The sequence below is a fragment of the Fibrobacter sp. UBA3718 genome (assembly GCF_002371935.1).
Lineage (GTDB): Bacteria > Fibrobacterota > Fibrobacteria > Fibrobacterales > Fibrobacteraceae > Fibrobacter.
In genome coordinates, this window is record NZ_DFHR01000022.1 from 110874 (window position 1) to 135215 (window position 24342).

Annotated in this window: 22 protein-coding genes; 10 read left to right on the plus strand and 12 right to left on the minus strand. The window is 51.7% G+C overall.

Annotated elements, in window-relative coordinates; translation table 11 throughout:
- Nucleotides 1-410: 410 nt before the first annotated feature.
- From B4A77_RS08700 to B4A77_RS08735, 8 genes are all read right to left on the minus strand, one after another.
- Nucleotides 411-986: a hypothetical protein gene (locus tag B4A77_RS08700; RefSeq protein ID WP_290731496.1), complete on the minus strand. Its 576-nt coding sequence runs from the start codon at nt 984-986 to the stop codon at nt 411-413.
- A 31-nt stretch (nt 987-1017) separates the two neighbouring features.
- Complete coding sequence (locus tag B4A77_RS08705) at nt 1018-2010, minus strand: hypothetical protein (RefSeq protein ID WP_290731493.1); 993 nt, start codon at nt 2008-2010, stop codon at nt 1018-1020.
- 11 nt (nt 2011-2021) lie between these two features.
- Complete coding sequence (locus B4A77_RS08710; RefSeq protein ID WP_290731490.1) at nt 2022-2558, minus strand: hypothetical protein; 537 nt, start codon at nt 2556-2558, stop codon at nt 2022-2024.
- 13 nt (nt 2559-2571) lie between these two features.
- On the minus strand, nt 2572-3966 hold the full coding sequence (locus tag B4A77_RS08715) for an AgmX/PglI C-terminal domain-containing protein (protein ID WP_290731487.1): 1395 nt from the start codon (nt 3964-3966) through the stop codon (nt 2572-2574).
- Nucleotides 3967-4103: 137 nt separating this feature from the next.
- Nucleotides 4104-4658, minus strand: coding sequence for a YbjN domain-containing protein (locus B4A77_RS08720; protein WP_290731484.1), 555 nt, complete (start codon nt 4656-4658; stop codon nt 4104-4106).
- 10 nt (nt 4659-4668) lie between these two features.
- On the minus strand, nt 4669-5523 hold the full coding sequence (locus B4A77_RS08725; protein ID WP_290731481.1) for an FISUMP domain-containing protein: 855 nt from the start codon (nt 5521-5523) through the stop codon (nt 4669-4671).
- Between the two features lie 14 nt (nt 5524-5537).
- A complete protein-coding gene (locus tag B4A77_RS08730) occupies nt 5538-7853 on the minus strand; it encodes an ankyrin repeat domain-containing protein (protein WP_290739996.1) in 2316 nt (771 codons plus the stop codon).
- A gap of 2 nt (nt 7854-7855) precedes the next feature.
- The gene (locus B4A77_RS08735) at nt 7856-9358 is read right to left on the minus strand and encodes a hypothetical protein (protein ID WP_290731475.1); all 1503 of its coding nucleotides are present in this window, start codon (nt 9356-9358) and stop codon (nt 7856-7858) included.
- Between the two features lie 176 nt (nt 9359-9534).
- Between B4A77_RS08735 and B4A77_RS08740 the strand changes: the two genes are divergently transcribed.
- The 8 genes from B4A77_RS08740 to B4A77_RS08775 all read left to right on the plus strand — a co-directional run bounded on the left by B4A77_RS08740 (nt 9535) and on the right by B4A77_RS08775 (nt 19340).
- The gene (locus tag B4A77_RS08740; protein WP_290731472.1) at nt 9535-10137 is read left to right on the plus strand and encodes a hypothetical protein; all 603 of its coding nucleotides are present in this window, start codon (nt 9535-9537) and stop codon (nt 10135-10137) included.
- A gap of 61 nt (nt 10138-10198) precedes the next feature.
- Entirely contained in the window at nt 10199-11518 is a 1320-nt protein-coding gene (locus B4A77_RS08745) for a histidine-type phosphatase (protein WP_290739999.1), read from the plus strand.
- 253 nt (nt 11519-11771) lie between these two features.
- Nucleotides 11772-12956, plus strand: coding sequence for a hypothetical protein (locus B4A77_RS08750; RefSeq protein ID WP_290731466.1), 1185 nt, complete (start codon nt 11772-11774; stop codon nt 12954-12956).
- Between the two features lie 3 nt (nt 12957-12959).
- The gene (gene tilS, locus B4A77_RS08755) at nt 12960-14150 is read left to right on the plus strand and encodes a tRNA lysidine(34) synthetase TilS (RefSeq protein ID WP_290740002.1); all 1191 of its coding nucleotides are present in this window, start codon (nt 12960-12962) and stop codon (nt 14148-14150) included.
- Nucleotides 14150-16294, plus strand: a complete 2145-nt coding sequence (gene ftsH / locus B4A77_RS08760) for an ATP-dependent zinc metalloprotease FtsH (RefSeq protein WP_290740005.1) — start codon at nt 14150-14152, stop codon at nt 16292-16294. The genes tilS and ftsH overlap by 1 nt, the downstream gene beginning before the upstream one ends.
- Nucleotides 16295-17206 carry a dihydropteroate synthase gene (gene folP, locus B4A77_RS08765; protein ID WP_290740008.1) on the plus strand — a complete coding sequence of 304 codons (912 nt, stop codon included), beginning with the start codon at nt 16295-16297 and terminating at the stop codon, nt 17204-17206.
- Nucleotides 17193-18023 (plus strand): diadenylate cyclase CdaA, encoded by an 831-nt coding sequence (gene cdaA / locus B4A77_RS08770; RefSeq protein WP_173365355.1) that lies wholly within the window; start codon nt 17193-17195, stop codon nt 18021-18023. Before folP ends, cdaA begins: the two co-directional genes overlap by 14 nt.
- 27 nt (nt 18024-18050) lie before the next feature.
- Nucleotides 18051-19340, plus strand: a complete 1290-nt coding sequence (locus B4A77_RS08775; RefSeq protein WP_290733792.1) for a formylglycine-generating enzyme family protein — start codon at nt 18051-18053, stop codon at nt 19338-19340.
- Nucleotides 19341-19430: 90 nt separating this feature from the next.
- On the opposite strand, the gene B4A77_RS08780 is transcribed toward B4A77_RS08775, so the two are convergent.
- Nucleotides 19431-19703, minus strand: coding sequence for a hypothetical protein (locus B4A77_RS08780; protein ID WP_173382611.1), 273 nt, complete (start codon nt 19701-19703; stop codon nt 19431-19433).
- 290 nt (nt 19704-19993) lie between these two features.
- Between B4A77_RS08780 and B4A77_RS08785 the strand changes: the two genes are divergently transcribed.
- Nucleotides 19994-20338 carry a hypothetical protein gene (locus tag B4A77_RS08785; RefSeq protein WP_173382612.1) on the plus strand — a complete coding sequence of 115 codons (345 nt, stop codon included), beginning with the start codon at nt 19994-19996 and terminating at the stop codon, nt 20336-20338.
- Between the two features lie 2 nt (nt 20339-20340).
- Here B4A77_RS08785 and B4A77_RS08790 read toward each other — a convergent pair whose 3' ends face one another.
- The 3 genes from B4A77_RS08790 to B4A77_RS08800 are packed head-to-tail and all read right to left on the minus strand — an operon-like array spanning nt 20341 to nt 22895.
- Nucleotides 20341-21117: a redoxin domain-containing protein gene (locus B4A77_RS08790; protein WP_290740011.1), complete on the minus strand. Its 777-nt coding sequence runs from the start codon at nt 21115-21117 to the stop codon at nt 20341-20343.
- A 9-nt stretch (nt 21118-21126) separates the two neighbouring features.
- On the minus strand, nt 21127-21705 hold the full coding sequence (locus B4A77_RS08795) for a hypothetical protein (RefSeq protein ID WP_173365351.1): 579 nt from the start codon (nt 21703-21705) through the stop codon (nt 21127-21129).
- Between the two features lie 14 nt (nt 21706-21719).
- Nucleotides 21720-22895 carry a dihydroorotate oxidase gene (locus tag B4A77_RS08800; protein ID WP_290723880.1) on the minus strand — a complete coding sequence of 392 codons (1176 nt, stop codon included), beginning with the start codon at nt 22893-22895 and terminating at the stop codon, nt 21720-21722.
- 33 nt (nt 22896-22928) lie between these two features.
- On the opposite strand from B4A77_RS08800, the gene B4A77_RS08805 reads away from it, so the two are divergent.
- Nucleotides 22929-24302 (plus strand): M20/M25/M40 family metallo-hydrolase, encoded by a 1374-nt coding sequence (locus B4A77_RS08805; protein WP_290740014.1) that lies wholly within the window; start codon nt 22929-22931, stop codon nt 24300-24302.
- Nucleotides 24303-24342: the final 40 nt, after the last annotated feature.

Genomic DNA, 24342 nt, shown 5'->3' on the forward strand with positions numbered 1-24342 from the left:
CGGGTTATAAGGGAAACCATTGCAAGACACGCCATTTAAGCAGCTAGAGCATTGACTTTCATCTGCAGACCAGCAACTTGTATTGCAAAACGTATCTACGACATTGTCGTTGCAGAATTCTTTCTTGGGATTATAAGTATTGCTGCCACATACCGCAACGCTAGCCACAGAACTGCTCGATTTGGGTTTGGTATAGTTTGTCACGGAACTGCTTGATGTGGGAGTATAGTACGTCGTAGAACTGCTTGATAAATAAACAGGATTACTTTGTTCCGAGCAACTCGACACCTGAGCATCCACCATCTCCCCGTATTCATCCTCAAGCTGGGCGGCATAGTCCGTACAGCCGGGCAGGCAAAGAGCAAGCAAAAGTAAAGCGAGAAGCCGTTTCATAGTCTTACAAACCTTTATTATTGACAAGATGGAACACTATTCAAATCAATCGCTATTCTATCATCTTTCAAATCAATGCCACCGCTCCATCGCCCTTCTTTATCAGGGCTCACAGCAAATTTACAGAAACCATCTTCAGGAACATTTACCAATGCGCTTCCGTGAATTATAAATGTCTGGGTAACGGTATTGCCAGACTTGCTAAACAACTTGTTTTTCGCAAACATATTATCCGAGTCAAAATACCACTTCAAGTAATTGATGGTTGTCCCTGCCCGGGTAGTATAATTACAGCGGTAGCGGACCTCTTCAATTTTGTGGGTTCCCGGAATCAGGTAAGAGGCGAACAGCCTGTTCGACACAAAGTCAATCTGTTCCTTTTTTCCGTCAGGTCCATAAAGGATGATTTCTCCCGTTTCCGAGTCACAGGCACCAGAGAGCGAGGCATGAACAACACCGATTACCCCCGATTCGCCTTCGAAAGCGGCTTCGTTTCTCAAATCCCATTTGTCGAAGGTCTGATTTATTGCGCAGCTGCTTAAAGCAACCAACGTTAACGCAAAAATAAATCCTTGAATTATTCTTTTAGCCATTTCAAGTTCCTTTTTGCAAAACAACCCGCACCTATTCGCAACGGACGTTCTTTATCTCCAAATAGTTGCCCACAGAGGAATAACCTTCGATTCTCCAAGTAAGTCCTATAAGCGATTTCCTGAATTCTTCCATCGAAACTTCTCCGGCAACATTCGGATTATTCCAGGGAAGCGTAACCTGACGCCAATCTTCCGAATCCTTTATCAGGACCGGCACCGTAACGAACGAGCCTCCCAAAAGGGACGTCGTCGCAAAAAACACATGTCCCGAGCCCCGGTAACTGTAAGACAAGACCGAGCATGTCGAAAGGTCCTTCTTCTGTTTCATTTCCGCCACGACATTTGGCTTCGAGGCAACAACATCGTCCGAATACGAAACCGATACCTTCCCCGCTTTTTCCGTATTCAGTTTTGCCGTACCACCGATATTTTTCCAGACAAAGTCATCGCTATTCAGACAAGAGCTCTGGCCCGATACGACAAGTTTCTCCTTGTACAGGACATCATCCGAATATATCAGGCAATCGGGAAGCTTTTCCAGATTCACGGCAAGACTGCCGTAAGGCCTCTTCGCTTCAATTTCCTGCTTTCCGGGAACAAGCGAAAGCTCGGATGCGGCCAGGATGTCCATCTTGCAGAAGCCTACATGCGGTATCTTCAAATAAAGCCTTTTGTCGGGCATGCCGTCAAAGCCCCACGAGAATTTCGAGTGGGCATCGCTCCCTTCGCAGAAATACGCAATGGAATCAACCTCATAATAGCCCGGCGGGAGCGGGGCCGCAAAGACCTGGTTGGGGTGAAAAGGAACAGCGGCCTTCAGGCTGTCGCCCGACAAAATCAAGGTTCCGTTCTTCTTTTGGCAAACTTCCTTTGCGTCGCACGCAGACTCGGCCGAGACCACGGACAAGAATCCCGTTTTCGCCTCGAACGACTTTTTGTCCGAAAGAGCGTCTCCTTCGATAACCAATTTAGACTGCGTACATCCAGCCAGAACCAAGAACAACAAGAACAGCAACACCTTCATACGCAATCCCCTCAAAAAGCCAGTGTCAGGACAACACCAAGGGCTCCGATTCCAGCCACACAATATCCGATAGCTCTTATAATCTGCCAGTTCTTTGCTGCATCAATGCGATCATTCAACTCAACTCTAGATGCCGGGACCCCCGCATCACGTTCCTGCTTGGCCCTGAGGTCACCGTAGTACGCGGCAGCGCCCCCTGCAACCAGCACAGCCGATGAAATCATGAAGTTGCCCCAGTTTACCCGGAACTTCCTCTTCTTTTTGGCCGGTTTCGGAGATGTCTTCGGTGCGGCAGCGACCTGTTCCGACGAACCTCCCTGAGGCGTGAGAAAGTCCATTTCATCCTCGACATCCAGGTCAAATTCGGCATGCAACAGACTCCCGTTAAACTGGTCAAACGGATCGTTCAGATTCAACGGGGTGTTTAACGTTCCCGCCAACTGTTCATCGAACGGTTCGTCGGCGAAGTCTTCCTCATAGGATTCCTCTTGCGCATGAGCACAAACCGTCATGGCAATAGCAAGAAGAATGTAAACAAGGAAGCGCATACTACATCTCGACTTAATTTTCACTGAAAGTAAATGGAATCTTCACCGTCGTACTGCCAAAGTCAACCTTATTGAACATCCAGTTGGAGACCGCGTTCTTGATACTAGCATCAAATTCGCCATATCCGGTCGTAGAGGAAACAATCGAGATAAAAGTAACCTCACCACCCGGAGCAATCCTTAACTTCAAGACGATGCGGCCAGCAAAACCTTCCCTCTTCTTCAGGAACTTGTTATAAAGATGGCGCAGGCCCGGAGTACGCTGGCGCACGACCTTCATGATGTCCGATTCGGAGCGGAAACCGTCATCACTTATGTCGATATCACGGGCAGTCGGAGTTTTTACGTTTCCCTTGGCCTTGGTTGCGATACCGCCTTTATTGCTACAACTGTCGCCACAGAAAAGCCCCGCAAGTCCGTCGCCAATACCTCCGTTCCCTTCGTTGGAGCCGCCGTCAGTTTTTCCCGACGTCTGGAGGCCAGCAACATCTTTCAGAACGCGGTCAATATCCTTAGAGAACTTCTGGTTTTTCATTAGGTCATAAGCCGCAGCACTAGCGGTCTTGCTTTTAGCTGTGAGAAGCATTATGGGGGCACACTTGTTCGAAGGCTTAAGACCGAGCGGAGAAAAGAGTTCGTCGTAAGCCATCTTTTTTACCGATTCATCCACTTTATCCAAAAAAAACAGGCAAATATTCCGGAACCCCGCATTCTTCAACGCGCTCATCAAGGGACGCAATTCACGGAGCCTATTATCGTCAAAAAAAGTGCTACTTATAATCAAGCCCGCACAATTAACATCCTCCATATCACTGAACTGCGTATGTATAGCGACTAGATCCTTTGCAATCACGTCAAACACAGACAAAGGAGCAACGACAGCCCTTTGAGCCTCCCATTGGCTAAGCACACGGGCTGAATTGGGCGAAATCGTTGCAAGAACAGTCCCGGCGCGGGGCTTAGTCAGATATTCCGGCGGTTGCATACCCGAAGGACCCTCACCGGGAAGAGCGAGAAAATTATTGTTTTCATCTACATAGGCACTGTCCGGTTCTCCATTTCTTGAAGAATAGACCGTCCAAATAACACGGCCGGGATCTTCCTCAGATTCCTTCTGTATTGCTACATAACGATCCGGATAGCGCCCCCCCAGGACTTCATAATACACGTTCGGCTGAAAACCACCTCGCGCCCCGATAACAATGTAATTGTCTGTCACAGCAACATGAAGGGCCAAGCCATTTTGATTCTGATTCGACGAGGCTTTCTGAAAACCCCCTCCAGCTTCGTCCCCTACAGAAATTTCATCATCATAATCCGAGCTCGTATCGTAATGACCATAGGCAAGGACCTGCTGCGCACAGAATGCGACAAATATACCGAACAATATCTTTTTTAGATTTTTCATGAACAAACAAACCTTTTCCTATATGCAGCTATTCCACAGAGCCTCGAACCAGTGCCCAAAATCGGAGTAGCCAGCACCAAAACAAAGAGCCGTCAACACAAATGCAATCCAGAGAAGGCGTACCATAAAAATACCCGTTACTCAAACAAATTTTTTTCGTTTATCATTGACGAAAAACCGGAACACAAAGCCCAAAACCAGTTGAGGGTTTCATTAAGGAAAACAGCGCTGACTCCATCATCATAAACAAAGTCATAAACCAGGCGCATCCGACCTTCCCCATCTTCCGCCTGATAATAGTAAGCTTTCCCCAAGACTTTACCCGCATTGAATTCGTTGGCGACAACAATCGCAACTGATTCGTCAACCTTCAGGTTGCCACCCCACAAGGCTGAAATTTTCACCATTTTCTTGTCTGGGTAAACATATACGTATCCCTTATAATTTCCATCCGTGACAAACAGATCACCATCCTCATCTATCCGTCCAAGATTTTTACCCGACAACAATTTCAAGATATTTTGAACCGTGACTTCGCTTCCCTTCAATCTCTTGTTTGAGTCAAACGCGACAGCACGATTCCCCGGCTCAACAATAGCAGGCTGACCTCCGCCATATGATGTCGTAGAATGTCCCGATGCGGCAAATACCAATGCAGCAGATATCAACAAAAATATGGCAAACTTTTTCATAGCCTTTCTCCTACTCTGTCAAGAATCCATTTTTAAGAGTGGCATTTAGCATTGGCAGGCACTGTTTCAAATCTTTGAACGAATCTAGCTGGCAAGACGAGCATTTACTGCCGGACTTACCGCAAAATTTCGGGATTCCGCCGCCATATGTCACATACGATTCGAAGTCGTCATCCTGCTGGCAATCACATTTAAGCATAAAACCCTTCTTGAAAACTATCAGGAACTCTTCTGACGCTCCACGAGAGCACATTCCATGTTGAATATTCTGCCATACTGAGAAATCTTTCCGCTCAACAACCGATTCGTAGTAGCCTTGGCCTTCACCGCCAAAGTCTTCGCACTCATCTGCTGCAGAGCCACCTTCGACACAGCGGACGGACATGGCTCCCTTCTTGCTGTAATTGTTCTTGTCGCTCTTTTGCGCCTTGAAGCTAAAGTAGGCATAGTTTCCCTTGTCCTTGCTCGCCGAGCCATCCGTCCAGAAATCGGCGCGGAGGCCTTCGAGTTCGTATTTTCCCTTACTGTTACGGAATCCGGCCGGCTGCACCTGAAGCGTCTTCTGGTAGTCCGCATCGCTCAGGGAATTCCAGTCGCTTTCCGAGGCTATCCTCCATCCGTCCGGGCAGGCGTTCTGAGCCGCATCGAACGTGTAGAGGCGACCGTACAGTTTGCAATTGGACTCGTCGTCATCGTAGCAGAAGCTGTTCTTCGTCTTGAAGTTCAGGTTTTCGGCCAACCACTTCGTGCCCCCTATCTCGACGACCTTGTACATTTGGCCGTCACGGGAATCGGTTAGCGACTCAGCAATTCCGCTCAAAGCCGCCACAAGAACAATCACCGTAACCAAGGGAATTCTTTTCATACCGATTTACTTTTTTAACGTTTTTTCTTTTTAGCCTTGGTCAAGATATCGATAACCTGGTTACGGTACTTCTGCTGTTCCTTAGTTTCCATCGGGAGATCCCTTGCCTTTCTCATCGCCGAATCATCGACAATGGCACCGCCGCTAATTAGCACCTTGATGATATCGATGGGCTTTGCGAATTCCAAGGCGACATTTAAGGGCTTCTCCCACCAAGAATTCGTCGGTTCAGCGTGGAATCCGTTCTTGAGCAACGTAATCAGCACACGGTGATTGTCGTTGTTCCTGACCGCAATCCTGACGAGAAGATTCTTTTCCGCTTCATTGTAGCCCTGCGCCATCCCTGCGCCCAGCAACAGCGAGACAACTTCGGGGCCATTGTTCGCCACGGCGTCCTGCAAGGCATCCCAACCGTTATTTTCGGAGTCGCGGGCATCGATATCGGCCCCTGCTGCCATGAGCATTTTAGCGAAGGCCGGATTTGAATTAAACTTGGCGGCCATCAGGAAGGGAGTCATTCCGCTCTTGGTTTGCGCATTCACAAAAGCGCCCTTCTTGATGAGCACCTGCATGGCCTTGAGGTCCCTACCAAACAACGCCACCGCATGAAGCGGGGTCCAACCGTCGTCACCCTTGACCTCGTTCACATCAGCACCGTCCCTGATAGCATCGAGAACCATCTTTTCGGTCAGATTCGAGTCTGCACAGAAGCCAACAAAATTCCCACGGAAGGGAGCACGTGCACCGGCCTTCTTCAACATATTGATGATATTCGAGTTTTCCTTGTATTGAGCAAACTCAAGAAGCGTAAACCCACCCTCACGAACAACATTCACGTTTGCTTTCGCATTAACAAGGACACGAACCATATCTTCGTCGGAATTGTCCACAGCAGCGGTCAACGGGGTTGAGTCATCACTGCCGCAATTCTGGTTGACGTTCGCCTTTGCCGCTATAAGGGACTTCACGACAGCGGCGTTTCCTTCCTGATATGCCGCAAGGCAAAGCGGATTTGTAATCGTGCCATCGTCACGACGGATTTTTCTGTTCACGTCCGGCTTTTTCTTGAGAAGCAAATCAACTATTTCCTTGTTTTTATAAACAATAGCGAATTCAAGAGCATTGATTTTCCCGCCATTCTTAAGCGTTGCCACATTAGTCTTGGGATCATACCCCGCTTGCAAAAGGGCCTGGACAATGCCCACGTTCCCTTTTTCAATAGCAACCCGCATCGGGTCAAAATGTTCGCCGTTCCAAATTAAGTTGTTCAAATCCACCTTGGCCTTGAGGAATGCCTGTATCACAAAAATCGGAGATTCTGCCCTAATGACGTCCGCAAACACGGACTGAGTCTTATCCATATTAATGTACCCGTTCGGATCCAAGCCTGCCTGCAAAAGCATTACGGCCATCGTATCACCAACCGGGATCTCTTTATTGGACCACACCAAGCCCCAGAGGGGGACTGCCGCATAGGCCACATCATTAGGATTGACCCCCGTCTCAAGGATGTCCTTCAGTTTGTCCGTGGATCCTTGAGAGATAATGACATCCGACAATACAGATATCTGAGACTTGCCTCGTGGCTTAAAAAAGGCAAGCGCAGGCTTGGCTCCCGCCGCAAGCAAGGTTTTCACGACATTCTGCCTATTCGTAACTCCAAATGCATATCCAAGAGGCATGGCACCGTCCAACGCAATATCATTGACCAAAGCACCCTTCTCGATTAGCTGCCGGATGATTTCATCCTGATTTTGGGCAAGGTCGGAGTTCAGTTCCGCCTCGTCGCTGCCTTCTTCAGCATCCAAATACTCATGTTGCAAAGCATAGTGCATAATGCCGCGTCCGCGATGATCCCACCTCTTGACGTCGGCACCTTGCGAGAGCAAATAGTTAAATGCCTTGAGGTCACATTCCTTCGCGGCCATCATCAGGAGTGTCGCTCCTTCGGCATTCCTGATGTTGTCGATTTTTTTGTCTTTCAACATTTCGCCGCACTTGTCCATGTTAGAACGATTGAAGCAGGCCTTCGTAAACTCCTCGAAGTTCTTCTCGAGCTTCGCGGGCACAAAGTCCTTGCATTCACCGTCCTTTGCAATGAACTGAGGAAAGCGATTCTTTTCCTCATCGAAACAGCTGATGAAGGCGTCCAGCTGGGGTTCAAACAAGCCACTCTTGGGCTGCTTGTCTTCCGCAACCGCCTCCTTAAACAATTTCAAGCACTTATGGTGCTGCTTGAGCCATTCACCGCGTTGAGCCGCACAATCTTGAGCAAAAGCGTGCGAGGCGAAGGCCGCGACAAGCACAACGGCAAAATGTCGAAAGCGCATTTTTATTCCCCTTGCTTTTCGTTGTCCTGAGAATCCTTAACAAGCGCCTTTTCCAAACGCTTCAACGAACGCTGGAGCGAGAAGAGGGCCAGGGCGATGATAATGATGAGAATCGCGAGGAATCCATCTTTGACATATTCCTTGCCCTTCGGGACAAGTTCTTTCTGCGATTCGGCACGTTCGTTGGCTTCACGCAGAGCCTCTTCCCTCTCCGCATTGTAGTCGCGGAGAAGCCTGTAGTTTTCGGCCACACGCTCGTTCGTTTCTGCAAGGAACGCTTCGTAGAAACAAGTCATGTTGTAGTAGAAGTCCGAACCTACATGCAGCTGAGTCATGGAAAGGAACTTATCCGTAGCCTTGTGCCATTCGTCCCTTGCATAGCCATTGACCTTGTAGGCAGGATTGGCCTTGAATTCCTTCTTGAATTCCTTGTATTCAGGCATGCCGACCTTGAAGATCATGGCAAACTGTTCATAGCCAGCATCACCCGCGATCAGTTCTGCGCCAAACTTTGCATAGGTTTCGTCGCTCACATAGTAGAGGTTCAAGAAATCCTTGTATGCAGAGCGGGCCGTCCTGAACGTCTTGAGACGGTCCTGCCCCGGAGCAAGTTTCACGAGCCTGAGCAACTTGTCAAATATCGGGCGACCCGTTTCGGCATTCTTGAGCATGAAATCGGCGAACTGGTCGAAGAGCTTATCCACATCCATGGTAATGGATGCATCCGCAGCGTTTCCAATAATACCATCGATAGTTTCCCAAAGGGTCCAGAGTTCCTCGACTTCAGCCACGCCTTCGAGCCAATTCAAGGAGGTTTTCAAGATAGCGGGGCGGACCGCGACCTGGTAGCGCATCAGGCGGTCTGCCAAATTGTCCGCAGTCACCTGCTGGCTCACACTGTCAAACGGATAAATTCTCTGCAGCTTGGCATGAATCTCGGCACCAGCCTTGGTGTCGATCTGGCCACTGACATAGCAGCGGGAAGGATAAATCCAATCACCGAAATCACCGTATTCGTAGTGACCTTCGCTATGTTCGCATATCAGCTTCTTGCCGGGACGGGTGAGCTTCACGGAAGGCATGGCCTCCTGGAGCTTTGCAAGAGAGACATCCGGCGGCAGGGCCTCGGACTCTTCATCGCCTTCGCGAGAAACAACACGGCGAGCAGCCGGCTTTCTGGCACCCGAGGTCCTTGCAGGTTTCATATTCTGAGCACATTCCTGAACCTGCTGTGCTGTCACTTCCTGCTGTTCAACCATCTTGGGCGCAGACACGCTACGCTTGATAACCGGAGTCAGGCCCCAAATAACCATAATTACGCCCACAATGCAGACGATTATGGCAACCGCCGTGCCGACATGCCCCACAATATGGGTTGCCGGGAAATCGTACTTTTCCTCGATCTGGGTCAGGCGGTCCGTGCTCTTGGGCTTCAGGTTCAACCATTTTTGGTTAATCTTGCCAAAGAAACGGCAGATAGCTGCAACGAATTTATTGTTTTTCATAGGTCATCCTTTATTAACATGTCTTTTCAAAAAATATAAAAAGAAATTTACAAAAACGCGTCAACGAAAAAAAAAGGCAACATTTCGTTGTTATTCTCTCATTTTTACGAACAACCAGCCCGTCAAAATCCATCAAAACGTCATTTTTTGCACCTTATCAGCAGATTTTGACCTTCATGGACTACGACATCCTCCTTTTATATATATTGCGGACGAGGAGAATTATGTTTAGAGCCTTATTTATTTTATTGGCCACGGCAGCATTTTGCTACGCCCAAGCAGGCGCAAGCGTCGAAGTTCCACCATCCATTTTCACATCCGATTCCCTGGAAGCGGAAAGATTGGCCCTAGAAACCCGAACAGATTTCAACGAGCACTACCGTAACCTGATCGAGCAAGAGAAGAAGGATATCAGCCACAAGACAAATCTCGCCATTCTTGGCGGAATGCTAATTGGCGGCGGCGGGGTCCTTACCGCCATGTACGCCAAAGACGGATTCGATTCCGATGGCCAGGAATCGCTCAAAGAGGCGCTAAGAACGGAACTTTTCATCGTTTCTATAGGTTTAACAGCCGTCGGAGTTGTGGGCCTCAGTTACAACCTATACGCGCTTTTCAACAAGGACGGACTCTACAATCAGTTGGAATCATACAAAAAAGCGCACGAAATCTACAAACGCAGGCGCGACGAACAACATAACGGCACAAAGCTCACCCTCGCACCAACGTTCAACATAGCCAACTCCGCGGCGGGGATGAACATGCTAATCCTTTTTTAAAAAAGATTTCATTTATCTCCATGCTTTGCGACTTTATTATTTTTAGGCAAAAGGTCGCATTATGAAAAAAACATTCGCATTTTTGTTTGTTGTCGCAATCGTCTGCTTTGCCCAGGACCGTCACCAGATGGGTAGCAATTACTACGCCTACCCCACTCCGACTGCTAAATACACCAAGGCACCCGCAGGCTACAAGCCATTTTACCTGAGCCACTACGGCAGGCACGGCAGCCGATTCCACCAGCCGGCCGACCACTATCATGCGCTGTACAATACGCTCGCCAAGGCGGATTCCTTAGGCAAGCTCACGGACCTCGGCAAGAGCCTGCTTGAACGCGCCAAGTTCCTGGACGAATACGCCGCCCCGCGTGCAGGCGACTTGACCCAGCTCGGCGTGGCCCAGCATCAGGGAATCGCAAAGCGCATGGTCAAGAACTTCCCTGAAGTTTTCAAGAATAACGCCTATGTAGAAGCCTACGCCAGCACCAGCGTACGCTGCGTCGTGAGCATGGCAGCATTCCTCGAAGAACTGCATGCGCTAAAGCCCAAGGTCGAAATTCACCAGGAATCGGGCAAGTACCTGATGAGTTTCATCAGCCCGCTCGACTTCGGGAAAATCATCGGTGAATCGAACACCCCCACCTGGCAAAAAGAAAACGAAAAACTCTACAGCCACGTGAATCCGACTCGCATGATGCGAACGATTTTCAATGATTCCAACTACATCCAGAAGAATGTAGACGCAGGCGACCTTTTCAGCAAGATTTATGAAATCGGCAACAGCCTGCAAGGTAGCCCCGAAATCGAATTCAACTTTGACGACCTGTGGACCGAAGAAGACCTTGCCGCTCGCTGGCATGCACAGAACGCCTGGTGGTACAGCGTTCTCGGCAACAATCCATTCGCCCAAAAACAGGGGCTCGACAACGCCCGCCCGCTCTTGAAAAACGTTCTGGATGAAGCCGACAAGGTGATTGCTGCCGACACAGCCAAAACAGACAAAACCGCAGGTAAGAAGCCCGCGAAAAAGACCACAGCGACGCTCCGCTTCGGCCACGATACGGTGATTTTCCCGTTTGCAGTGCTTTTACAGCTAGAAAACGGCACGCAGAACACCGGCATCGAAACCGCAGACATGGAAAACCTGCACAAGGTCTGGCGCGACTATGAAATCAGCCCGATGGCCGCCAACATACAGCTCGTATTCTACAAGTCCAGCAAGAAGGGCGCCCCGATTTTAGTGAAAGTGATGCTCAACGAAATCGAGCAGAAACTGCCCGTGACATGCGATACAGCAACAGTAAAGAACTGCCCCGCCACCCCGTATTACCGCTGGGATGACGTCAAGGAATTTTACGGCAAGATTGCAACGGGCAAATAACCTGCGACTGCCTGTATAAAGGAAAATCCCTCGCATCGGCGAGGGACTTTTTATGTTTAATGTTTCTGTTGTACTTGGTCTTGTCGCGGACGATTCTTGTCCGTAACGTGGCTCCGTTCTGGGAGCCGTCTATGCGTAGCGTTCGCATTCTTGCGCTTTCCGTTGCGGCATCAGCAACCTTGCCCGCTGCTTTCGCTCTGTTTTTAGCCATAGGGGCCTCCTTGAGGGGGAAATATAAATTATTTTTTAGGACATGCAAAGGATTGATATGAAAAAAGCATATTGCGTTCTGTTTTCCGCCCTACTGATGGTCGCCTGCGGCGACGACAATTCATCGTCTGCAGATGACCAAGAACTTTCGTCTTCTTCAGAAGAAGTTGCTATCGAATCATCTTCGGACGAAAAAATCGTTAGTTCGTCTTCTGAAAAAAAGGAAGAACAGAATTCTTCTTCAAGCGTTCAAGAAGCAAATTCTTCTAGCGACAAGGGGGAATCTTTGCCTTCGGATGACGGCTGGATTACCACAATAAGCATCGACCATTTTTCTTTCTTTGATGAAGAACATCTCAGGTACTATTTCCTCGAAGAGGAATGCGATTACGATTCCGCCACAAATTCTTTCAAATGGATAGCGGAAGACTACACGGGCGTTTTTGACAGGTACGACGTGTCGCCAACTATGTTCCAATCCGAATATGGCGGAGACTCGCTTAGATATATGATAGACCATTCCTTCGGATTCAAGATGTCTAATGACACTCTATACGAATGCGATTACATCGGAGACTCCTGCGAAACCATAGAAACCGCAACCGTATACGTCGGTACTTCCAAATCCATTTTTTCAACATGGGAATGTGTCGGCAGAATCTATCATGGAATATATGCTGAGATTCCTTCCAACTATAAAATCACCCTTACACTGACTCCTAAGCAGAGAAGCATAACAACCCGCAGCAAAATCACAGGATCAAGCTACACACCCGAACCACGACAATATTGCGGCGTCATCTATGATTTATTTAATGACGAACAAAAAGAGGAATCCTGCAATAATCAACTTCAAAAAGTCCAGGAACTTCCTACCGACACAGTCTTTATAAGCAAAGACTTGTGGATTGTCGCCAAGGATTTAAATAAGGCCGACATTTCCGTAAACAACCAAATCTTCGAGGTTTCATTCAACCACACATTAGAGATGGCCCCCACGCAAATTTCAACATTCACTAATCAAATAACCTTTCAAGGAATCACCTGCGCCTGGTGGCAAAGAAATGTCGAAATAACGCAAGAGTACTGCGAAAACGGCGACCACAGCCAAGATTTCGTCGAAAGCGAATACAGCAACATCCATCGAACATTCATCAAACAACTTCAAGGATCCAGCGACAACGAGAAAGAATTCGATGAATGCATCAAGCAATTTAATTTGAAATAAAAATTGAGTCTTGATTTAACGCAAAATATCCGCCGTCATGGTTTCAAACGCCTGCTGCTTGCAGTTTCGGGCGGGTTGGATTCCATTTGCCTGGCGCATTATTTCATTGTTAACCGCGAAGTACTCGGCATTGAATGGCTCGGAATTGCACATGTGCATCACGGGCTGCGGGTCGGAACAGCCGACAGGGATGCCGCATTTGTGGAGGAATTTGCGAAGTCACACAATATTCCGTTTTTCTTGAAAAAGTTGGATGGCGAAGCGTTAAAAAGTGCCGAAAGTTCGCTCGAAGAAAACGCACGGGACGCAAGGTATAAGGCGCTGGTCGAGATTGTAAATGAAATTGGAGATTCCCGCCTGCGCGGAAATGACAATAAAGGCATCATCGTCACGGCGCACCATGCGGGCGACCAGGCGGAAACGATGTACATGCGCCTCCGCCGCGGCACGACACTCGCCGGATTGCGGGGAATCCAATCGCTGCGGGCGTTAGACTCTATTGGACACGGCACATTTCACACTACACACCTCATCTACCGTCCTTTCCTTAACGTGACGCGCGAGGAACTACTCGCCTACACCCGCGAGAACAATCTCACCTGGTGCGAAGACGAGAGCAATGCCGACGTGAAATTCGCCCGCAACAAGGTGCGGCATGAACTATTGCCCCTGCTGGAACGGGAATGCCCCGGCGCGACAGCACAACTCTGCCGGATTGCGGAGCTTGCAGACCGGGCGTACAAGAAGGTGATGAAGAAATGCTATACTCTTTTCACCATCGCTCTTTGCAAGGAGCCTCTTGTAAAGGAGATCCCCACCTTGGTGGCCATGCGCACTAAACAACAAGTTGTTAAGTGCTGTCCGCCCGCCTACGCGGGGATGACAAGTAAGGAAGCCGGGATTGTTCAGTGCATTACCCTGGACAAGAAAAAGTTCCATAAAATTCTGCGTGAACACGCGGACGCGGACCTCTCGGAAATGTTCCGCCTGTGGCTCGCCGAACAAGGTTTCCGCTTCCCCATCGGGTTCTTCTACGGCCCGAAAGAGCCCGCTCACGTCAAAATTCCGCACCGGGCGGCCTACCGCAGGCGTTCTATCGTTAAAATCGGCCATACCATCAAGATTTGCGAATTTCGCACCCCCGAGGAAGCCCAGAAATTTGTATCTTGCGAGATGAAAGAAAAAGGATTATAATGAGCCAAACCAAGAAGCCCGCCTCCCCGTTCAAGAATCGGAACTTTATCATTGTTCTTATTATACTTGTCATGCTGTTCGTGATGTTCCCGCTTACCGGGCAGGACAAGGAACAAAACCTGACACGCACTGAATTCTTGGCCATGATGGGAGATTCCACCAAGGTCATTACCGAACTTTCGCTGCAGAAGACTCCCGACGGCATCATCATCGAGGGTGCCTACAAGCTCACTCCCGAAGAGATTGCCGAAGCGAACAAGAACAGGAGTCCCATCGCACGCTTCACGCGTTCCGACAATGCGGGTGACACCAAGCACTTCACGAGCCACATGCTCGAAATTTCCAACGATCAGATTACCGCCTGGGAAATGTTCAAGGGCGTGAAGGTGAAGGTCATCCACGAATCGACCACGTGGCTCGACACCATCATGGCGTTCCTCCCGGTCATTATCCTCATCGCGTTCTTCTGGATAATGACGAGCCGCCAGATGGGCGGTGGCGGCAAGAACCCGTTCAGCTTTGGCAAGAGCCAGGCAAAGATTATCGGTAACGACCCGAAGAAGAAGACCACGTTCAACGACGTGGCGGGTTGCGACGAGGCAAAGCAGGACTTGCAGGAACTCGTGGAGTTCTTGAAGGACCCGAAAAAATACGACGAACTCGGCGGACGAATCCCGAAGGGGGCTCTGCTCGTCGGGCCTCCGGGTACCGGCAAGACTCTCCTCGCACGCGCAGTCGCGGGCGAAGCGGGAGTGCCGTTCTTCAGCATGTCGGGTTCGGACTTCGTGGAAATGTTCGTGGGCGTAGGTGCTAGCCGCGTGCGCGACCTCTTTGAAACCGGCAAGAAAAACGCCCCGTGCATTCTGTTCATCGACGAAATCGACGCAGTGGGTCGCCAGCGTGGCGCAGGCCTCGGTGGCGGGCACGACGAACGAGAACAGACTCTGAACCAGCTTCTCGTGGAGATGGATGGTTTCGCAGCAAACGAAGGCGTCATCCTGATTGCAGCCACCAACCGCCCCGACGTGCTCGACAAGGCGCTGCTCCGTCCGGGACGCTTCGACCGCCAGATCGTGGTGGGACTGCCCGACCTCAAGGGCCGCGAAGAAATCCTGAAGGTACACCTGAAGAAGCGCAAGGTACCTCTCGACAAGGACGTGGATGTATCGGCCATCGCGAAGGGAACGCCGGGACTTGCCGGTGCAGACCTCGAGAACCTCGTGAACGAGGCCGCCCTGCTCGCCGCGCGGTTCAACAACAAGAAGGTGACGATGCTCGACTTCGAAGAAGCCCGCGACAAGCTCAGCATGGGTGCCGAGCGCCGCACGCTCCTGATGACCGACGAAGAGAAGCGCCACACCGCCTACCACGAAGCGGGCCACGCCCTCATGACGCTCCTGTGCAAGCACAGCGACCCGCTCCACAAGATTACGATTATCCCGCGCGGCCGCGCTCTCGGCGTCACGATGAGCCTCCCGGAACGCGACCAGGTGAGCTACAGCCGCGAATACGCAGAAGAGCGCATCATGATCATGATGTCAGGCCGCCTTGCAGAACTCATATTCTTCAACCACCAGAGCACGGGTGCATCTAACGACATCCAGCGCGCAACAGAACTTGCCCGCAAGATGGTCACTGAATGGGGCTTCGACGACGAAATCGGGCCGGTATGCTACAGCCGCGCCGACGGCGAAGTGTTCCTAGGTCGCGAAATAAGCAAGCCGAAGGAAATGTCCGAGATGATGGCCGAGAAAATCGACAACGCGGTCAACAGCCTCATCAAGCGTCTGGATGCCGCGGCACGCAAGCTCATCGAAGAACACAAGGACAAGCTTATCGACCTCGCCGAAGCGCTGTTCGAATTCGAAGTGCTCGACCGCGAAGAAATCGACAAGGTCATGGCGGGCGAAAAGCTCACCGGCACCAAGAAGAGCCGCCAGTACCAGGCTCTCGAAGAGATGGCCGAAAAGAAGAAGCGCGAAGAGACGCCCCCGCCCGACCCGGGAAAGCAGCCGCCGGTAGCCCCGGTCGCCGATGCACCCGTTGCAGAAATCAAGCCCGCCCCCGCTGGCGGTACGACTCCGGCAAGCGACGGCGAAGCTCATTCAACTACAGTCGAACCGCACGAACAGGAAAACTCGTAGATGCTGAAGCCTGTCCTGGAACAAAGCCGTGCCCTCCCCTGGAAAGTCGGGAACAAGGTCATTCCCTGTTCTACGCCTCTCGTGATGGGAATCGTGAACGTGACTCCGGACAGTTTCTTTGACGGCGGCAAGCACAACTCGCCCGAGGCAGCCTACGAGCATGCGGTATCGCTCCTGCAGCAGGGAGCGGACATTCTCGATATCGGCGGGGAAAGCAGCAGGCCCGGTTCCGCACCCGTAAGCGAGCAGGAAGAAATGGACCGCGTATGCCCCGTAGTGGAGGCGCTCGCACAGCTTGCAAACATTTCGGGAGACCTCGACAATCCGGGTTCCCGCGAGTTCTACATCTCGGTCGATACCGTAAAGTCGCGTGTCGCGCGCGAATGCATGAAACTCGGGGCGCACATCATCAACGACATCAGCGCCTGCGCGATGGACCCCGAAATGGCGGGCGTCGCCGCAAGCACCGGAGCAAGCGTGGTCCTCAACCACATGCGCGGAAACTTCGGCACCATGCAGCAGGATTTCAAGCCCTATGCGAACGTGGTCGCAGAGGTGCGCGAGGAGCTCTTGTCTCGCGCGGAAGCTCTCATCAAGGCAGGCGTCGAGAAGTCCAGAATTTGCATCGACCCCGGCATCGGATTCGGGAAAACTGCACAGGACAATATCGACCTGATGAAATCTACCGAGGAATTCCTCGCGGAAGGCTACCCCATCCTTGTGGGCACATCCCGAAAGTCCTATATCGGGAAGATTGCGGGCCTCGAAAAGAGCGACAGGCTCATCCCCACCATCACTGCAGGCATTATCGCAGTCCTCGGGGGTGCATCCGCACTCCGCGTTCACGACGTGCGGGAGACAAAAGAATCTATACTTTACCTGGAGGCGCTGAAGACCCATGGTACTGTTTAAACTTTTTGACGTCATCGACGTGAGAATGGCCGACATCCTGGACATTCTGCTCGTTTCCATCATCCTTTACTACGTGTTCCTGCTGTTCCGCGGCACTCGTGCCGTACAGATGATTGTAGGCGGCCTCCTGCTCATTGGCGCATGGCTCATCGCCCAGTGGTGGGAACTGCGAAGCATCTCCTGGATGCTCAGCAACCTCACGAGCATCGGCATTATCGCCCTCGTCATCCTCTTCCAGCCAGAAATTCGAAGTGCCCTTACGCGAATCGGCCAGACCATCAGCCGAGCCGACTTACGCCAGCTTTTCTTCCATTCCAGCGGCCTCGACGACGTAACGGAATCCATCACCAACGCCGTGCAGGACCTCGCGAAGAACCATGTGGGCGCGCTCATCGTGCTCGAAAAGCGCGTGGGCCTTCGCAACTACGAGGAGACCGGAGAAATTTTGAACGCACGAATCAGTTCGCGACTGCTTCGAGCACTGTTCTTTCCGAATTCGGCCCTCCATGACGGTGCCGTGCTCCTGAACAGCCATAGCATCGTCGCGGCAGGATGCATTTTGCCGATGCCAACCGGAAACGTAGAAGGCGATGCGGGCTACGGCATGCGCCACCGTGCAGCCAAGGCGCTCGCCGCAGAATGCGACGCCATGGTGATTGTCGTTTCCGAAGAGACGGGCGGCATTTCTATTGCCTACCGCAACAGCCTGCGCCGCAAGCTTTCCATCAAGGAACTTGAAGCCGAAATCAAGCGCCACTGGGCCGAACTCTTCCACGAAGAAATTGCCGTGCCCGAAAAAGTGGAAATCGAAGAATAGCCACCTCAAACAAGTTTAAGAACCGCCATGACAGAGAATACGCCGAACGAACAGCAAGATCTAGAAAAAGACGAAACCCTCGATGCCAAGGCCAAGAAGCGCAAGAAGAAGAACATTGTCGTTCTTGTCATCATGTTCCTTTTGCTGCTTTGCCTCTTTATTGTGCAGTGTCAGCTCGACAGGATCAAGCAGGAAGCCCTGCAGAAGCAACAGCAAACCGAGCTCGAAGCCAGGCAGAACTACATTCTCGACAGTCTGCGTCGCATGGAAAAGGCCAAGATGGACAGCCTAGCCAGCGCAGAAGAAGCCCGCATTGCCGACAGCCTCCGAGCAGCAGATAGCGCACGCGTAGCAGATTCCATCCGCGTTGCCGATTCGCTCGCGAACCTGAAACCGGAAATCAACAAGGATAGCCTTCGCCATGTGCGCGACAGCGTGAAGCACGTGCGCGACAGCATCCGCGCCGTGAACGATTCGCTTCAGAAAGTGGAACAGGCGCGCAACGACAGCATAGCCAAGGCCGAAAAGGCCCGGCTCGACTCACTTGAAAAGAAGCGCGTGCAGGACAGCATCCGTTCCTCGGACAAGACACCCCCGTCCGCCGAAATCACGCCGCCTGCCGGCCGCTACTACGACCCCATCAAGCTGAAGGTAAAATGCGACGAAATCAAGTGCAAGACATTCCTTTCGATTGGCGACACTATGAATCCGGTCGAGGCAGGCAAGGCCGTTGAATACAACAAGACCGGAAGCGTTTTCTACCTCGCCGAGGATTCCGTCGGCAACCGCAGCAAGTGGGAAGAGGCCAAATACGACATGGCATCGGACAACGTGTGCGGCAAGAACGCCTACCCCGTCCCCGTCGGCGGGAAGACGGTCTGCGTGGACGCCTACGAATACCCGAACGAACCTGATGCCGTCCCGCGTGACATGGTGAACCAGGAACAGGCGGTAGAGCTCTGCAAGCAAGCCGGCAAGCACCTCTGCAGCATCGACGAATGGCAGGCGGCGTGCCGCGGCAAGGACAAAGGACGCTACTCCTACGGCGACAGCTACCGTCAGAACAAGTGCAATACAAACACCAAGGCCGTGAAGCGCAGCGGACGCAAGGAACAGTGCCGCAGCTGGTACGGCATGTACGATATGAACGGGAACCTCTGGGAATGGACTTCCACCACAAGCAAGGACCATCCGAACATGTTCCTCGTGGCGGGCGGCGCATGGAACACGAACAACGAAAGCAAGTGCACCGACAGCAAGTTCAGCTTCTACCCGCAGAACCAATACCCGAGCGTCGGATTCCGCTGCTGCAGATAGAGGTAAATATAGTCGGGCAAACAAGTTTGCCCCCCCGCACAAGTCTTTGACTTGTGCGTTAATGAATGCAGTTCTCGGGCGATGGAATATTTAATCGATCAATTCCACGTGCAGGTGTTCGGCTTCGCCTTTTTCCCAGAGAACGCGGGCTCGACCGGCAAGGCGCTTCTGCGCTATTTCGATAACGGACTTACGTTCTTCGAGAAGCAGTCCCTTCAAGCGAAAGTCGAGAGCCTTGTTCTCATAATGTTTGGAATTGCGGACGTGGTAAGGATAATCGTTTCCGCTTGTTATGACGGGCACATATTCGAAACCCATCACCTCATGAAATGCGTTCACGATTTCAAGGCCCACGGAATCCATCGCTGGCTCCAGGCTTTCGAGGTACACCCCCTGTTTTTGTCGAGTCCGCTTGAGCAAAAGTCTATGGACCCCTCCCTGCGAAAAGGGCTTATGCGACATTTTCAACTGCCGTAGATACTCTTCCGCATCAAAAACAACCTCCGTTTCCGGTTTGGGCTCGAACTTCTGAACAGGGCGATCATTTGTCCTAATAAGCAGATAGACTCCCAAAAGTAGGAGTATTGCCAAAAAAGGAGCTGCGAAGGTCACATATTTCATCGTTCTCTTTAAAAATAACTATTTTGAGAGACATGAAAAAGATTATTTCCATCGCACTTTTCTCCCTCCTCGCCCTCTCCTTTAGCGGATGCCAAAAGGATGAAGGTCAGTTCGTCGGATGCTGGCTTGGCGAAGCCAACATGATTTTCGAAGTCATCCCGAACGAAGGCAACAACTACATCATCCGCAACATCAACGGCGACCTCGACGCCTCCTATAAGGACGGAGCCATTCGCGGCAAGAATTCCTACGACATGGAATACCTGATGAGGGTCAAGGGCGATTCTGCCTTCTACGAATTCGGTGGTGTCACAACCGGATACAAGAGGATTTCCAAGGACGAATACAACAGGATTTTCGAATCCCTGAAGAAGTAGTCCTATTTTCCTTCCATTGTTTCGCGGACAACCTGTTCGAGCGCCTTCGCGTTCGGCACTCCGCTCCAGACACCCTTGATGTAGCCTTCGCCGTCGAGCAGCATGAGCGTCGGTACGGCGCGGATTCCGTAGCGGCGCCAAAAGTCCTTGGTCGCATCGCGATATAGCGGATAAGGAGAACGATGCTGACGTTCATAGAACGCGTTGAGCGTCGAAAGGGGTTCGTCGGCAATTCCAATGACCTCAAGCCCCTGGTTGCCGAGCTTGTTGTAAAGATTTTCGAGAATCGGGAGGGTCTGGTGGCATGGTCCGCACCAGGTCGCCCAAAAATCGAGAAGCGTCGCCTTGGGTTTTACCTTGCGCTTTTCGCCGTTCTGGTAGAAGTTCTTGCCGAATTCCGCCATCTTGCTCCCGATGGCAGAACCCGTGAGACTGCTGATGTCATCGGGACGGTCGGTGAGCTTCACCTTGAGATTTTTCTTCTTGCCATCGCGAAGTATTTCGACAGCGACAACTGCTCCCGCCTTCGAAGACGAAATGACGGAGGTTATCTGCGACATGTCGGTAAGCGGCTTGCCCGCAAAACCGATGACCTTGTCGCCTGCGACAATGCCTGCGGCCACGCAGCCAGAACCAGGATGTACGCCTTTCACATCGAGCGCGAGGTGGTTTTCAAATTCGACCTTCTTGAAGATGAGGCCGAGCCACGGTCCCGCAAACGAAGGCGCAACAGCAAACAGTAGTGAAAACAACAACGTGCGCTTCAAATTATTCATCATTTCATTTCCTTAAAAAAACAGCAGCGAAAAGCGGATGTTCACTATAAGGCGACCGCTCTCGTCCACGAGGAGTCGATCGTTCATCTTGGTGACTGGTTCGCCCAGAAGGTAGCTTGCCTGGACCTCGATTCTTCCTAGCAATTCGGTCTTCTTGAAAAACAGGATGTCGCGTCCGTAACCGAATTCAACCGCTGGCGAAAAGAACCACTCATCAAAATGTTCCATGCAGAATACCGACGCAGAAAAATGCAAAAAATCGTCATGTCCCGTTTGAATCAGCGCTCCCTTGAAATACCATCGCCAGTCAAGTCCGGTCTCAACGAATTCTCCCGCAATGGAAATTCCGCCATGGAGGCCAAGCGAATGAAGGCGATGGATCCGGTATTCGGCATCGACATCGACAGTTCCGTCGAACCCGCGAAGGTAATACGCCAGCGAGAGGCCCCCGCCAACAACAAAGCCCGGCATGGACATGTCGCTGTCAGAAACCTCGTCCTCGACCGGGAGGCCCATAAAATCACGGCTCCACCCAAACGCTACGGCCAAAAGCAGGATCAGAAAAGACTTGAAGACAACGTTCATTGTCAAAAACACAAATAAACTTATTTCTTCGGATTTCGGTCGTCATATTCGCCGAGCGACTTATAGCCGTCGTTCAGCATCGCATCCATGAGTTCGTTTCGCATGGCGTGGGCAGCCATCCAGCGGAAAGCCACCACGGAATAGCACTGCACCGCATCGACACCGAGCTTGATGAGGTCGTAAATCTTGTACCCGTGGTCAATGCCGCCGCACGCAATAACGCTCATCTGCGGATAATGTTCGCGAATATACTTCACGTTCCACACCATGTTGTCGAACAGCGGACGACCAGACATGCCACCGCAGTCGCCATCGGCACGGAGAGGCTTGAGATCCTCAAGTTTTACGTTCACGGGCAGTTCGCTCAGTTTCGCGGTCGGGTACGTATTCCCGATGACAACCCCATTCACGCCCGTACGTACAAGCATTTCCATAATGGAAATCAGGTGCCGTTCCGAAAGGTCGGGGCTGAGTTTCGCATACACCGCCTTGCGCAGTCCGAGACCGTTCCTGAAATTCATTATTTCGGTAAAGATACGTTCCGAAAAACTCATGTCGAGGTCCACGCGTGACTCGCCTGTATTGGGGCAGCTCACGTTGATTTCGATATAGTCACCTGCACGGTAGGCAATCGAGAAACTTTCGAGGATATCCTTCAGCTTTTCTTCGGGGTCCGTAAGTCCCGGAGTCTCCGCGACCGAGATACCCACACAGAGGCCCGCCTTGTGCGCCTTCACGAGTTGCGCATCCACACGCTTCGCAATGACCTCCACACCTTCGTTATTGAGGCCCATACTATTGTGGATGGCACGGTCCTCTTCCAAGAAACCGATGCGCGGACGATGCGTATTCCCTTCGCGGAAATGGCGAGTCGCCGTTCCCACGGTAATGCCACCAAAGCCGACATTTGCGTAATCCTTGATACGGAGAGCCGTCTTGTTCGCGCCGGCCGCCAAAATGATGGGGCAACCGAGATAGAGCGAATTGCTGTGGTCCGAAAAAGTGATGACACGCTTAAGAGGCTTGCTCAAATCCGGGCGTCCGCCCATGAATGGGATAAACGGAGCAAAACGAGCGGCATACTTGAACGAGTCGTGCCTGAACTCCGGGGAATTGTGGAAAATCTTACGAATAAGCGCAAGAACCTTGTCGCTAAAACGCAAATAGTATTCGTGGTTGATGCAATCGTTCGCCATATTATTTAAATTACAAAAAAAAGAGGTTAAAAAGTGCTTACGAACGTAGAAAATAGAATCCAAGAGAGTTTCCCCAGCTATATCGATGCCCTCAAGCGGCTTGTGCGCATTCCGTCTATCAGTTTCGACAATTTTGACCAGAAATTCGTGCAACAGAGCGCGGAAGCCGTCAAGAAAATGTTCGTGGAGGCCGGTCTTAAGAACGTGCAGTTCCTGCTGCCGCCGAGCGGGAGGGCGACCGTATATGCCGAAAGCCTCACGAGCCCCGACAAGCCCACGATTTTACTCTACGCGCATCACGATGTGCAACCCACCATGCGCGAGGCTTTGTGGAACAGCGCCCCGTTTGAGCCCGAAATCCGCGGCGACCGCATCTACGGGCGCGGCACCGCCGACGACAAGGCGGGCATAATCACGCACCTTGCGGCATTCAAGCAGGTACGCGAAATGCTCGGCGACAAGGGACCAAACCTCAAGTTTATCATCGAGGGCGAAGAGGAATCCGGGAGTGCAGGCTTCGCAGAAATATTGCGCGAGCACGCGAAACTCCTGAAGTGCGACGCGGTGATTGTGGCCGACCTCGGGAACTTCGCGAAGGGGACTCCCTCCATCACGACAACTCTCCGCGGGATGAGCGCGGTGAACATCACCCTCCGCAGCACCAAGACGCCGCTCCATTCCGGCAGCTGGTCGGGCCCGATTCCCGACCCCGCTCAGGCACTCTGCCGCATGATAGCGTCGCTGACCGACGAGCGCGGGAACATCGCCATCCCGAATTTTGAGGATGGCCTCGTACCGCCTACGCCCGAGGAACTGGAATCGTACCGCAGTCTCGGCTACAGCGAAAAGACGTTCCGCAGCGAGAGCGGCGTTTTGGACAAAGTAAGCCTCACCGTCCCCGAAGGGGAAATTCTCGAATCGCTCTGGCGCAGGCCTTCCATCGTGGTGACCGCGATGGAGTCGGGCAACCGATCGAGCGCGGGAAACGTGCTCCAGGACTGCGCCTACGCCCGCATCGGAATCAGGCTTGCGCCCGGCATGAACGCGGACCGCTGTTCACAAATGCTCGTGGACTTTTTGAAGGCTCAGGTCCCGAACGGGCTCGAATTTACCGCCGAAATCGAGGACGGTGCAAACCCGTTCGTCACCGACACGCAACACCCCTTCTTCAAGAAGATGAGCGAAGCAATGGCGCAAGCCTACAAGAACGATACCAAGTTCATCGGCTGCGGGGCAAGCATCCCGGGTGCAGAACTCTTCCGCAAGACCTTCGGCGACATTCCCATACTGCTCACCGGCCTCGAGGACCCCGAATGTGCGGCCCACGGCGAGAACGAAAGCCTCTACCTGCCCGATTTCGAGGCAGGCATTGTCGCCGAGACGCTGTTCTTTATGTCGCTTGCATAAAGCGACCCCGTTTTTTTAGAATTTGCTATATTGGAAACCT

Excerpts from the sequence above, each read along its gene's own strand:
- B4A77_RS08700 (WP_290731496.1), bottom strand. The coding sequence starts at position 986 with ATGGCTAAAAGAATAATTCAAGGATTTATTTTTGCGTTAACGTTGGTT.
- B4A77_RS08705 (WP_290731493.1), bottom strand. The coding sequence starts at position 2,010 with ATGAAGGTGTTGCTGTTCTTGTTGTTCTTGGTTCTGGCTGGATGTACG.
- B4A77_RS08710 (WP_290731490.1), bottom strand. The coding sequence starts at position 2,558 with ATGCGCTTCCTTGTTTACATTCTTCTTGCTATTGCCATGACGGTTTGT.
- B4A77_RS08715 (WP_290731487.1), bottom strand. The coding sequence starts at position 3,966 with ATGAAAAATCTAAAAAAGATATTGTTCGGTATATTTGTCGCATTCTGT.
- B4A77_RS08720 (WP_290731484.1), bottom strand. The coding sequence starts at position 4,658 with ATGAAAAAGTTTGCCATATTTTTGTTGATATCTGCTGCATTGGTATTT.
- B4A77_RS08725 (WP_290731481.1), bottom strand. The coding sequence starts at position 5,523 with ATGAAAAGAATTCCCTTGGTTACGGTGATTGTTCTTGTGGCGGCTTTG.
- B4A77_RS08730 (WP_290739996.1), bottom strand. The coding sequence starts at position 7,853 with ATGCGCTTTCGACATTTTGCCGTTGTGCTTGTCGCGGCCTTCGCCTCG.
- B4A77_RS08735 (WP_290731475.1), bottom strand. The coding sequence starts at position 9,358 with ATGAAAAACAATAAATTCGTTGCAGCTATCTGCCGTTTCTTTGGCAAG.
- B4A77_RS08740 (WP_290731472.1), top strand. The coding sequence starts at position 9,535 with ATGGACTACGACATCCTCCTTTTATATATATTGCGGACGAGGAGAATT.
- B4A77_RS08745 (WP_290739999.1), top strand. The coding sequence starts at position 10,199 with ATGAAAAAAACATTCGCATTTTTGTTTGTTGTCGCAATCGTCTGCTTT.
- B4A77_RS08750 (WP_290731466.1), top strand. The coding sequence starts at position 11,772 with ATGCAAAGGATTGATATGAAAAAAGCATATTGCGTTCTGTTTTCCGCC.
- ftsH (WP_290740005.1), top strand. The coding sequence starts at position 14,150 with ATGAGCCAAACCAAGAAGCCCGCCTCCCCGTTCAAGAATCGGAACTTT.
- folP (WP_290740008.1), top strand. The coding sequence starts at position 16,295 with ATGCTGAAGCCTGTCCTGGAACAAAGCCGTGCCCTCCCCTGGAAAGTC.
- cdaA (WP_173365355.1), top strand. The coding sequence starts at position 17,193 with ATGGTACTGTTTAAACTTTTTGACGTCATCGACGTGAGAATGGCCGAC.
- B4A77_RS08775 (WP_290733792.1), top strand. The coding sequence starts at position 18,051 with ATGACAGAGAATACGCCGAACGAACAGCAAGATCTAGAAAAAGACGAA.
- B4A77_RS08780 (WP_173382611.1), bottom strand. The coding sequence starts at position 19,703 with ATGGATTCCGTGGGCCTTGAAATCGTGAACGCATTTCATGAGGTGATG.
- B4A77_RS08785 (WP_173382612.1), top strand. The coding sequence starts at position 19,994 with ATGAAAAAGATTATTTCCATCGCACTTTTCTCCCTCCTCGCCCTCTCC.
- B4A77_RS08790 (WP_290740011.1), bottom strand. The coding sequence starts at position 21,117 with ATGATGAATAATTTGAAGCGCACGTTGTTGTTTTCACTACTGTTTGCT.
- B4A77_RS08800 (WP_290723880.1), bottom strand. The coding sequence starts at position 22,895 with ATGGCGAACGATTGCATCAACCACGAATACTATTTGCGTTTTAGCGAC.